General features: G+C 31.4%; 15 protein-coding genes and 2 pseudogenes. 5 read left to right on the top strand and 12 right to left on the bottom strand.

Annotation, left to right across the window (positions count from 1 at the left end; genetic code table 11):
• Positions 1–370: pseudogene (locus tag ACTG3Y_RS12490) on the top strand (DEAD/DEAH box helicase); the annotation flags it as partial.
• Between the two features lie 234 nt (positions 371–604).
• Here ACTG3Y_RS12490 and ACTG3Y_RS12485 read toward each other — a convergent pair.
• The 7 genes from ACTG3Y_RS12485 to ACTG3Y_RS12455 all read right to left on the bottom strand — a co-directional run bounded on the left by ACTG3Y_RS12485 (position 605) and on the right by ACTG3Y_RS12455 (position 3085).
• Entirely contained in the window at positions 605–1186 is a 582-nt protein-coding gene (locus tag ACTG3Y_RS12485) for a mechanosensitive ion channel family protein (protein WP_439153257.1), read from the bottom strand.
• Positions 1155–1277, bottom strand: coding sequence for a mechanosensitive ion channel family protein (locus ACTG3Y_RS12480; RefSeq protein WP_439153256.1), 123 nt, complete (start codon positions 1275–1277; stop codon positions 1155–1157). Before ACTG3Y_RS12480 ends, ACTG3Y_RS12485 begins: the two co-directional genes overlap by 32 nt.
• Before the next feature lie 34 nt (positions 1278–1311).
• On the bottom strand, positions 1312–1485 hold the full coding sequence (locus ACTG3Y_RS12475) for a hypothetical protein (protein WP_439153255.1): 174 nt from the start codon (positions 1483–1485) through the stop codon (positions 1312–1314).
• Complete coding sequence (locus ACTG3Y_RS12470) at positions 1469–1654, bottom strand: RNA polymerase sigma factor (RefSeq protein WP_439153254.1); 186 nt, start codon at positions 1652–1654, stop codon at positions 1469–1471. The genes ACTG3Y_RS12475 and ACTG3Y_RS12470 overlap by 17 nt, the downstream gene beginning before the upstream one ends.
• Before the next feature lie 3 nt (positions 1655–1657).
• Positions 1658–2062, bottom strand: a complete 405-nt coding sequence (locus ACTG3Y_RS12465; RefSeq protein ID WP_439153253.1) for an RNA polymerase sigma factor — start codon at positions 2060–2062, stop codon at positions 1658–1660.
• An 84-nt stretch (positions 2063–2146) separates the two neighbouring features.
• The gene (locus ACTG3Y_RS12460; protein ID WP_439153252.1) at positions 2147–2554 is read right to left on the bottom strand and encodes a DUF2721 domain-containing protein; all 408 of its coding nucleotides are present in this window, start codon (positions 2552–2554) and stop codon (positions 2147–2149) included.
• Between the two features lie 141 nt (positions 2555–2695).
• Positions 2696–3085 carry a MotA/TolQ/ExbB proton channel family protein gene (locus ACTG3Y_RS12455; RefSeq protein ID WP_439153251.1) on the bottom strand — a complete coding sequence of 130 codons (390 nt, stop codon included), beginning with the start codon at positions 3083–3085 and terminating at the stop codon, positions 2696–2698.
• 239 nt (positions 3086–3324) lie between these two features.
• On the opposite strand from ACTG3Y_RS12455, the gene ACTG3Y_RS12450 reads away from it, so the two are divergent.
• The 3 genes from ACTG3Y_RS12450 (at position 3325) to ACTG3Y_RS12440 (ending at position 5711) form a co-directional block, all read left to right on the top strand.
• A complete protein-coding gene (locus ACTG3Y_RS12450; RefSeq protein ID WP_439153250.1) occupies positions 3325–4350 on the top strand; it encodes a sensor histidine kinase in 1026 nt (341 codons plus the stop codon).
• Positions 4343–5053 (top strand): LytR/AlgR family response regulator transcription factor, encoded by a 711-nt coding sequence (locus ACTG3Y_RS12445; protein WP_439153249.1) that lies wholly within the window; start codon positions 4343–4345, stop codon positions 5051–5053. The genes ACTG3Y_RS12450 and ACTG3Y_RS12445 overlap by 8 nt, the downstream gene beginning before the upstream one ends.
• A 67-nt stretch (positions 5054–5120) precedes the next feature.
• Positions 5121–5711 (top strand): hypothetical protein, encoded by a 591-nt coding sequence (locus ACTG3Y_RS12440; RefSeq protein ID WP_439153248.1) that lies wholly within the window; start codon positions 5121–5123, stop codon positions 5709–5711.
• A 13-nt stretch (positions 5712–5724) separates the two neighbouring features.
• Here ACTG3Y_RS12440 and ACTG3Y_RS12435 read toward each other — a convergent pair whose 3' ends face one another.
• The 4 genes from ACTG3Y_RS12435 to ACTG3Y_RS12420 all read right to left on the bottom strand — a co-directional run bounded on the left by ACTG3Y_RS12435 (position 5725) and on the right by ACTG3Y_RS12420 (position 9620).
• Entirely contained in the window at positions 5725–6558 is an 834-nt protein-coding gene (locus tag ACTG3Y_RS12435; protein WP_439153247.1) for a DUF922 domain-containing protein, read from the bottom strand.
• Positions 6559–6637: 79 nt separating this feature from the next.
• Positions 6638–8038, bottom strand: coding sequence for a dihydrolipoyl dehydrogenase (gene lpdA / locus ACTG3Y_RS12430; RefSeq protein WP_439153246.1), 1401 nt, complete (start codon positions 8036–8038; stop codon positions 6638–6640).
• Positions 8039–8295: 257 nt separating this feature from the next.
• Positions 8296–9066: a LuxR C-terminal-related transcriptional regulator gene (locus ACTG3Y_RS12425; RefSeq protein WP_439153245.1), complete on the bottom strand. Its 771-nt coding sequence runs from the start codon at positions 9064–9066 to the stop codon at positions 8296–8298.
• A gap of 95 nt (positions 9067–9161) precedes the next feature.
• The gene (locus tag ACTG3Y_RS12420; RefSeq protein ID WP_439153244.1) at positions 9162–9620 is read right to left on the bottom strand and encodes an Lrp/AsnC family transcriptional regulator; all 459 of its coding nucleotides are present in this window, start codon (positions 9618–9620) and stop codon (positions 9162–9164) included.
• Between the two features lie 161 nt (positions 9621–9781).
• Here ACTG3Y_RS12420 and ACTG3Y_RS12415 point away from each other — a divergent pair, with 161 nt between their 5' ends.
• Entirely contained in the window at positions 9782–10984 is a 1203-nt protein-coding gene (locus tag ACTG3Y_RS12415; RefSeq protein WP_439153243.1) for an aminotransferase class I/II-fold pyridoxal phosphate-dependent enzyme, read from the top strand.
• A 21-nt stretch (positions 10985–11005) separates the two neighbouring features.
• Here ACTG3Y_RS12415 and ACTG3Y_RS12410 read toward each other — a convergent pair.
• Positions 11006–11287: pseudogene (locus ACTG3Y_RS12410) on the bottom strand (hypothetical protein); the annotation flags it as partial.

Here is an 11287-nt window from a genome sequence, read left to right as displayed (position 1 = left end):
TAGAATCGGTAGAACTGGCCGAGCAGAAAAGCAAGGTAGAACCTATTTATTCTCAACTGAAAAAGAGCAAGAATCGAGAGAAGCGATTGAAGATTTAATGCAGATGAAAATTGAAACTTTTGAGCTTCCAGATGCTATTGAGATTTCTAAAGAACTCATAGAGGAAGAAAGAGAAGTTATTAAAGAACGTCATAACCCTCTAAAACGAAAGACTGAAGATGAACCTGGTCCTGCTTTTCATGAAAAGAAAGACAAAAACAAGAAAGAGAATTTAGGTGGTTCTTATCGACGAGAAATTGCTAAGAAATACAAAAAACCTAAAACTCGCGGTGACAAGAATTATAATCGAAGAAATAAAAAAAGGAAATAAATAAAAAACCTCTTCAGAAATGAAGAGGTTTTCTTATACCTCAAGTACAAGCAGGATCGCATTTTATTCAAAATAAAATCTATAACCCTAACCTTATAGTTAATCCTGCATTTGTACTTGATTTTCTGTAATATCATTAATCGGTACTATTAATCTACCGGTTTCGTTTTTTAGAATAACTGATATACTTTTAACTTCTTCGATAGTAAACGTTTTATCATTGAATATAATTTTTTATCCTACTTCAAAAGTTTTTCTAGCGTAAAAGGTTTTAAGTAATTTACTAACCACTTCTCTTGCGCCAAAACCAAAAGCTATTGCAAACGCTAAAAGAAAGGCAGCAATAATCATATTTATATTATTGGCAACAATCTCTGTATCAATTCCAGCTTGGTTTAATGCGGTAATAGAAATAAAAGTCAGTATTATAAAAAAAACGACTTGACTTATCATTTTACATCCAGATAAGTCCATAGATTCGAAAAGAGATTTTAAGCCATTTTTTACAAAGTTTGCAAATAACAATCCAATAATGAAGATCACTAAAGCAGCGAATAATTGAGGTAAGTATGAGAGTAGGTCACTTATTTGTTCAGTAATGATCTCTAAGCCCATAATATCTGAAGCATTCACAAATATTATGATATAAAACAAATATTTAATAATTTTTGAGACAAATTTTATGGTGTCAAAGTTTAGTTTTTTACCTTCAATTATCTCAATATCGTTTAACTTGCCGTCTAGCCTATTGGCTTTTGCGACTTTTAATATTTTCTTTACAAGCTTAACAACCAATAATAAGCACAATAAGCGCACCTATTATATTTGGGGAAATTTCGGTGATTTCTAACCATATATTGGTTAATGACTTCATAGCAACTTCAGAGAATTCACTCATTTTTTCCATACTTATTGATTTAAATGTTAGGTTTTATTAAGTATTACTTTTTTCTTTTACTCGTTACACTATCTATGATATGGCCTATGTTATACGAAAACAATTCAGCCAATTCCATAAACAGTTTGGCCATTGCAATATTGTGCATGACTTTTCCTTTAAGTTCTGGCGGAACTTCTTTTAAAGGCTGATTTATTTGCTTAAATGGATTCTCCATCTTTCGTATAATTATCGTAATTGCGTACAAGTTTTTCCTTTGCTCTTTTTAGGCGCATTTTCACTACGCTTTCACCAATATCAAGAGATTCTGATAATTCCTTAATTGATAAATTATCTTGATACTTTAGTAATAATATCATTTTTTTATCAGGTGATATCAACTCCATAACCTATTTCAGTTGCTCTACTCTCATATTCTGAAACTCGCGAGTAGAATCAATATCCTCATCAATATTTTGAATATCAACACTCTCGGAACTAAGAGATTTTTTCTCAAACTTTTTGGCCGTATTTCGGGTAACATAATTTACACAATGGTTATAAGTAAACGCATATAGCCACGTTGAAAATTTTGACTTGCCCTTAAAACTACCTAATTTAATAAATACTCTTAAAAATACATCTTGTGTTAAATCTTTGGCTTTATCTATTCCGTTGGCAAAGCCATAACATTTGTTATACACCATTGACTCATATCTATCGTACAAAACTTCGAACAACATTGTGTCGTTAGTCTTAGTGATGGCTTCTACTAGCGCTTCATCGGTTAGGTTATGAACAGCCTCGGTCGTCAATTTAAATGTTTACCCGTTTTTTAATTGGTTGATAGTATTAAGACACTCATTGTTTTAAGAAGTCACATAAAATATTTAAAAAAATTATATTTTTTTAAAGCTATCTTCAATATCATTTAAATGATGCTGAAGTGCCATGGCTGATATTTGAATTTCTTTAATTAATAAGGCTAATGAAATTATAAGTAATATTAAGGCGAATCCAAATATCCAAAATGCGATTACATGCTGATCTATATAAATTAAAAACATGGTTAAAACGCAAAGCAACAAACTTGTAATACCAAATATTTGCATATATCGTGTAAGGTTGAGTCTTAGTTTTAAATTATTAATCTGCCTGATTAAGGATTCTTCCTTTCGTTCAAGATACTTTTCACTAAGATTTCTAATTACAGCTGCGTAAGCCAAGAACCGATTAGTGTAAGCCAACATAATTAAGGAAATTGCTGAGAATAAAAGCGCTGGTGTTGTGAGAGTTAGTTCTTCCATAAAAGTATTTTTACAAAATTACTGAATTAAAACACTGCGCATAAAAAAAGCGAACTTTTAAAGTTCGCTTTTTGCTTACTTAATGCCATTATTCTTAATTCACAAACACATTTATATTAAATTATTTAGGGTTTGACAGTATTATTCTGATTTAAGACTCCACTTATAAGCCAAAATACCAATTCTTGCAACTGTAAAAGAGAACAGGCCGAACGTAATAGTAAGTAAAGACACTTTTAAGCCACCAGAAAATAACGATGGACTTACATCACCAAGAGCTTCTACCATATCAAATAATTGAATAATACCCATAACTGATGACAAGCAACCCATAACCAATGCTACAAGACTTGATTCTGCTGCAAGACCTATCATTTTTTGAGATATTACATTACTCTTACCACGTTTTACAAAAGCCATAACAATAAAGAAAAGTGAAAGTAAAAAGGCAATTAAAATAATATACATTCCTAGTCCGCCTTCACTCATTCGGTCTGCAAATTGAGTTGTTATAATTAAAGTTGTATTCATAATTTCTAAATTATTTATGGTTAATATCTCAAAAATAGAACTTGAATACAAACTATTTTTAATAATGCGACTAATAACCATTTTAATTAGGGATTTAACAATACTGTTAAAAAGGGTGCTAAACCTGTTATTCGTCTACAAAATCAAAAACCACTTGTAAAAATGACTTATTATTGTATATACAACAGGTTCGTTTGGATATTAAAAAACCCATATATGGAAAATTAAAACAAGTCCTATTGCACATACTATTTTGGTGTGCTGTCTTATTATTTTTTACCTCTGTTTTTGATGTAGATAATTCTATAGATAGCAACTTATTCTATTTCTCCTTGTTTTTAATGCCTGTAACTATAGCTACTACTTATATATCAATCTACAAATTAATTCCAGATTACCTTATAGAAAAACGCTACTTTTTATTTGGACTTTACAGTGTTTACACCTTTATAATTTCAATTTTCGGGATTTGTCTTTCCATATTTTTTGCAATGGCATATCTCTCTAATTTTAAATTCGAAGAAGTGAACACGGTTGGACGAAGTACTGTTTTTATAATAACATGTATATATCTCATTGTCATCATTGCAAGTGCATTTAAACTAGTACAGTTAAATTTAAAACAATCTAAAAGTAATGCAGAACTTAAATCTAAGATACTTGCTACTCAACTTAAACTAAAAGAACAAGAGCTAAAGTATTTAAAAATGCAAATTCATCCACACTTTTTATTTAATACATTAAATACTATGTATGGTTTTGCGTTGAAAAAAGCTGAAGAAACTCCTGAAATGATACTAAAACTATCAAATCTCTTAGATTACCTTTTATATCAAGTCGATAAACCTTTTGTGAGTTTACAAGAAGAGATTAATCATATTGAAGACTATGTTAGTTTGGAACAAATGCGGTTTAGTGATACGTTGCAAGTCACTATAAATAAAAATATGAGTAAAGAAACCATAAAAATAGCGCCAATGCTATTTATACCTTTTGTTGAAAATTGCTTTAAACATGGTGCTATTACCAATGGTAGATTAAGAATTAATATTAGTATTGAAGTAAAATCAAATACTATACATTTTAACATAAAAAATAGTATTACCAAGGACTCTAACTACAATGATGGTCTTGGCTTAGAGAATATTAAAAAACGTCTTGAATTACTGTATCCAAATCAATATAATTTGCAGATTTCAAATGACGAATCAGAGTTTAAAGTGGCTTTGCAACTTAATCTTAAATCTAAAGTAGCAGATGAGTAACCCTGTACATTGCATAATTGTAGATGATGAGTCAATAGCTAGAGATATTATTGCCTCACATTTATCTAAAATTGATAACATCAAGGCTGTTGCGCAATGCAAAAATGCCATAGAAGCCTTTAATTATATCAGCAATAATAAGGTCGATTTAGTATTTTCAGATATCAATATGCCAGAAATAGCAGGAATAGCATTTGCTAAATCTATTAACAAAGACATAAAAATAATATTTACAACAGCCTACAGAGATTATGCCGTTGAGGGTTTTGATCTCCAGGCTGTTGATTATTTGCTGAAACCCATAGCTTATGAAAGACTTCTTAAAGCTGTTCATCGATTTTTTGAGGTGAACACACCTATTCAAAGCAAGGAATCTAGTATAGGAGAATCCAATGATTTCATTTTTGTACGTTCTAACCGTAGGATGCAAAAAGTAGATTTTAACGACATACTATACATTGAAAGTTACAGTGATTACATAAAAATACATACTCAAAATGATAACCTAGTCACTAGAGAAACCATTAGTGCTATAGAAGCAAAACTTCCTAATGACCAATTCTTAAGAATTCACCGCTCATATATTATCCGTTTATCGAAAATTCAATCATTTACTAATGAAGAAGTTACAATTAATCGAAAAGCATTACCCATTAGTCGAAGTTATAAGAAAGAAGTTTTGAAACATCTGGAAAAATATTAACTTTAAGTAAATAAATACCCAAATCTAACGTTATTTTAGTCTCTGACTAGATATTTTTAACCGCTTAATGAACGATTATCTACACAATACCATTCCTAATTTAAAACCTTTTAATTTTGAGCGTCATCATGATTCTCATTTTATAAATCAACAGTGGGTTTTGGTCAATGGAATATCAGATAAAAAAGCTGTTTATACCTTTAGAAAAGATAATATCTTAGAGATTAAACGTAATGACGCCGTAATAAAAACCACGTGGTCTATTAATATTCTGAATATATTTTCTATTGAAACCGAAGATGGATTGATTACTGTAAAAGCCTATTTTAAAGATGATGATATTTTGGTCTTAAACCATCAAGATAAACAAGAATTTGCGCTTTATATTAATACAACAAACTATGAAGACGAACTAAATTCTATTGAAGATATTCAAGCTTTCCTTAAAGAAAAATACAAGAAAAAGGTAAGTACTATTATTTACGACCACGAATTCTACTATATCTCTGAATCTGAAGAATTTGGACCAAATACGGTAGAAGAACTCTCAGAGAAAGTAAACAACGAAGAAATTAGTGCGTATTGCTTTGTCCGTGATGTCAATGAAGATAGCTACGCAAAACGCTTGCGTATTATTGATTTGATGCAAGAACTATAGCCAATTAAGTTTCCTAGTTACTCTTATAAAGGTTATATTTAGCCAACTCTAACTTAACAACAGCTTCCCAATGCTCCTGTGTTTCCTTTCTGTCACCGCGCATAGTTTCTTCATCATAACGATCTTGTCGTTTTGTTAGCTCATTAATTATTCTATTAAAAATGGGCTCAGCATTTTGACTATTCTTACTCGTTATATTGGCACCTGCCAGCTCCTTGCGTAATTTTCTTGAGTATATTTCCGTGATATCAAAGTGAATCTGTTCGTGTCGCAGCACGTAATCGGATCTTCCTTCGGGTGTTACCCAACTTTTATTGGTATAGAAAAAGCTTTGAACGAACACTTTCCCTTCTTTGAACATATTTATACCAGACTCGTAACCAATTCCAGAGTTGGTCATAGCTAGTGTTGTAGGATGATTAATTGTATCTGGCTCTCCTTTAAAATCGTCCCAAGTCAGTTTTCTATTTGCATTCCATTCAATTCTGGTTTCGTATAATTTTGGGTTTTTTACTTTATAGATTTTTGCTTTTAGTCTGTGGCAGGTACTCCACTTATCTGGTTGCTTTACATAAGTTATTTTAACCACGTTTGCGCCAGCATTCCTAGCCGCTCTTTTTAAGTTAAGTACATTTTCATAATAAGTACAATTTACTGACAAACCTCCATCCTTAGCTTCAATAATTCCAACAAAATCTCCTAATATATCCTGATCATCAAAAACTTCTAAAACTATAACTAGTTTGTCATCAGCAAGCGGATTTAACTTTTTTTCTAATTGACTCTTTAGTTTTGGAGAACAAGAAATCAGTACTATTAAAAACCAAAAAACGAAATTCTTTTTCATATTTATAAACTAAAAAAGCGAATAAGTGCTATTCGCTTTTGATTTAATTTTTTAAACTTCAATCTCAGATAAACGTAGATTACACATGCAATGCTCTATCCTCTGTCGCTGCAAGTGCTGCTTCTTTTACTGCTTCTGCAAAAGTTGGATGTGCATGTGAGTATCGAGAAATATCTTCGGCAGACGCTCTAAATTCCATAGCAGTAACGGCTTCTGCAATTAAATCTGCACATCGTGCACCAATCATATGTACTCCTAAAACTTCGTCTGTACTTTTATCAGCTAAGATTTTTACAAAGCCATCAAGATCTCCACTAGCTCTAGCTCTACCTAAAGCTCTAAATGGAAATTGACCAACTTTATATGCTGTACCAGATTCTTTTAATTCTTCTTCAGTTTTACCAACTGCAGCCACTTCTGGCCATGTATAGACCACACCAGGAATTAAATTGTAATCAATATGTGGTTTTTGACCGGCTATAGTTTCGGCTACAAAAACGCCTTCTTCTTCCGCTTTGTGCGCTAACATAGCACCTTTAATAACGTCACCAATTGCATAAATGTTTTTGGTTAATGTTTGCAAATGCTCATTAACTTCTACCTGACCTTTATCATTAATTTTTACTCCTGCTGCTTCTGCATTTAATCCATCTGTATATGGACGACGACCAACAGAAACCAGACAATAATCTCCTTTAAACTCTACAACTTCTCCTTTTTTATTTTCAGCTTTTACAATAACCTCATCCCCTTTTCTTTCAACAGACTGAACTTTATGAGACATCATCATTTTACACTTAGCTTTCTTAAAGACTTTATTCAATTCTTTAGATAAACCTGCATCCATCGTTGGCAAGATTCTGTCCATATATTCAACAACAGTTACTTCAGCTCCTAAACGTCTGTAAACCTGTCCTAGCTCTAAACCAATAACACCACCACCAATAATAATCATATGCTTTGGCACTTCTTTTAACTTTAAAGCTTCCGTAGATGTAATGACACGTTCTTTATCTAATTTTATAAATGGCAAATTAGATGGTTTTGAACCTGTAGCTATAATAATATTCTTTGCTTCTATTTCACCAGTATCTTTCCCTGTAATTTTTATATGTGTAGCATCTTTAAACGATCCTAAACCTTCATAAACATCGATATTATTCTTTTTCATTAAAAAATCGATGCCGCCAGTTGTCTGATCGACAACAGACTGTTTACGAGCAATCATTTTTTCTAAATTCACTTTAATCTCTCCAGGAATCTCAATGCCGTGGTCTTCAAAGTGTTTAGTAGCTTCTTCATAATGGTGAGAAGAACTCAATAATGCTTTACTAGGAATACAACCTACATTTAAACATGTTCCACCAAGTGTTGAATATTTTTCAATTAAGGCAGTTTTCATGCCTAATTGTGCACATCGAATTGCGGCTACATATCCACCGGGTCCTGAACCAATTATTGCTACATCGTATGAATTCATAAGTTTATATTTATCAATTTTTTAAACGATAACAAAGGTACAATATTGATGCAGTATTTACGAATGTAGATATACGTTTTTTACTGAAGCAGTTTTACTTTTCTGAATCCAATTAACTATTTAAATAAAAAATGCCTACAAAAACCAATATAGGTGTTCTGAAGGCATTTAACTCTAATTCCCCTAAGAATTAATTAATAGCTCTGCAAAGTTCTGATTAATTAAGTTCTAATACAATACTCAAATTGAGTAAATGATTAAATTAAATTTTTATTCATTTTTAACATTCCTATCAACTCACCAGTTGAAGTAATATTTAGTTTTTTCAATATATTTCTGCGATGCGTGTCTACTGTATGCGGACTAATATTCAATTTTTGAGAAATCTCTTTACTACTAAAGCCCAATATTAAAAGTCGAATAACATCCCTCTCACGATTACTAATACCAGCACTCAATAATTTTTGAGAATAATTATTAAAATAAATAGTTTCGTATTCGTTTTGACTATTTAAAAGTTTGGCTGATGCTGATATATCCATTTTAAGATTAGGATGTAATACAGTATAATGTGCTAGTCCAATTATTGGTTTACCAGCACTATCAAAGGCTAAAGGTGTGGTGTTTTGAACGATATTAACATAATTGTCTTGTGCATTTTTAAATCTATAATTCCAAGTGTAATTGGCTTTATGTCGATCGGTTTCTTCAATATTCTCTAAAGTAAATTCCATCAATTCATTCAATACTTTTAGCCAATTTTCTAGATCGTCTGGATGTATTCGGCTCCAGAAATAGCGCATACCTTTTGTCTGAAGCTCTCTAGCATTTAGCCCTAGACAAGAATTATAATTTTTACTTATATATTCAAATTTTAACGATTGCGTATTTGTTATACAAAAAAAAGTAGAACTGTACGGCAGGTAGGTATCTAACTCAATTATTCTTTTTATATGAGTCTCTAACGATGGCTTATCATAAGACTCAAAAATAGACTTGTATAATTCTTTAATTTGGTTATATCTCATATATTATTTAACAGAAAGATTAAATTTAAAAGTAAAGGTACAATTAGGGAAAACATTTTCATATTAAAACAAGAATTTAATCCAATGCTCACTAATCATAAAGAAATAGCTGTTGTTTGTTTAACTTCATTAATCATAAACATACTATGAGTACTTCCAATATGATCGATAGTGGTTAGTTTTTCTACCATAAACTCTCTAAAGGCTTCCATATCCTCGACCAATACCTTTAATAAATAGTCATAGTCTCCACTAATATGGTAACATTCTAATATTTCTTTGATTTTTCGAACTTCATGCTCAAATTTTACCACGTATTCTTGAGAATGTTGCACCAACTTAATATGACAAAATGCAACAAATTCTTTATCCACTTTCTTTTTATCTACCAAAGCCACATACTTCTGGATAATTCCATTATTCTCTAATTTACGTATACGTTCGTAAACTGCAGTTACTGATAAGCCTAATGCATGTGATAATGCTTTATTAGTTTGTTTACTATCATTTTGAAGTAATTTTAGTAGATTTTTATCTATATCATCAAGTGTCATACCTATATTTTTTCGCTAAAAGCTCTATCACTAGTACAAATTTAGTTTTTTAGTCTAAAAATATAAAATAATGTAGTTTATTTTTCTAAATATACTTATATGTATTGATTTATTAACTGAATTTATTGAAGTTTGTACGTATAAACTTAAAAAATATAACCATGGCATTTAAACCTGCAAACAATATTCAAGATTTACAATATTTTGGTGAATTTGGCGGTGTTAATCCATCAATATCAGATTCATCTACTTATACCTTCTTATCTGCAAAAACAATGTTCGATACGTTTGAAGGTAATGCAGATGGTTGTTATTTATATTCAAGACACTCATCTCCGTCTAACCTATATTTAGGTGAAGCTCTTGCAGCAATGGAAGGCTCTGAAACTGCTACTGTTACTGCTTCTGGCATGGGAGCCATTACACCTGTTTTAATGCAACTATGTGGTGTCGGTGATCATATAGTAAGTAGCCGAACTATCTATGGTGGTACTTATGCTTTTTTGAAGAATTTTGCACCTAGATTAGGAATCGACACCTCTTTTGTTGATCTCACAAAACTAGATGTTGTAGAAGCCGCCATAACTTCTAAAACCAAAGTTTTATATTGTGAGTCTGTTAGTAATCCTTTGTTAGAAGTGGCAGATCTAAAAAGCCTAGCCAAACTTGCTAAAAAACATAATCTAAAACTCGTTGTAGATAATACGTTTTCCCCACTTTCTATATCGCCTATAAAACTAGGTGCTGATATTGTTATTCATAGTCTTACTAAATTTATTAATGGATCTTCAGATACTGTTGGTGGTGTAGTTTGTGGAACACAAGAATTTATAGATGCATTAAGAAACGTTAATGATGGTGCTGCTATGTTATTAGGTTCTACCATGGATAGTTTGCGATCTGCTTCTGTCTTAAAGAATTTAAGAACCTTGCATATTAGAATGCAACAACACAGTCATAATGCCAATTACCTAGCTAACAAATTTCAATCTGATGGTTTAAAAACCGTATATCCAGGATTAAAATCACACCCTTCACACGAGCTATTTAAATCCATTATGAACGAAAAGTATGGTTTTGGTGGAATGATGACAATTGACGTTGGCTCATTAGACAGAGCCAATGCACTCATGGAATTAATGCAAGAACAAAACTTGGGCTATTTAGCAGTTAGTTTAGGATTTTACAAAACACTCTTTAGCGCACCTGGTAGTTCTACCTCTTCAGAAATTCCTGAAGAAGAACAAGAAGCCATGGGATTAAGCGATGGATTAATTCGTTTTTCTATAGGCTTAGATGCCGATATTGAGCGCACATATACCGTGATGAAAGACTGTATGTTAGAATTAGGTATCTTAGATTAGTAAGCGTAGTTAAACCAATTATTAAATACCCTTTAACCTTTTAATAATGGGCTGAAAAAAATTGACTAAAGATGCATCTTCGTCAAAATCAGGACCACTAGTTTTCATATCCCAGCGATTGTCTTTCATAAAAATCTTGAATGTAAACAAGGATGATTCTGGATTATTTGGATCTAACAAAGGATATCTGAGGTCCCGATATTTATATATTCCATCTTGATTACTTTTTTCAATGACAAAATAGTTATCGCTAAACCAAGCTAAAGTACTAAGATTTTTATCTGAGTAAACATCAATAGAATC

The sequence above is a fragment of the Winogradskyella sp. genome (assembly GCF_965656915.1).
GTDB lineage: Bacteria > Bacteroidota > Bacteroidia > Flavobacteriales > Flavobacteriaceae > Winogradskyella.
Note: the sequence above shows the minus strand (reverse complement) of the source record. Positions and strands in the feature narration are given on the sequence as shown.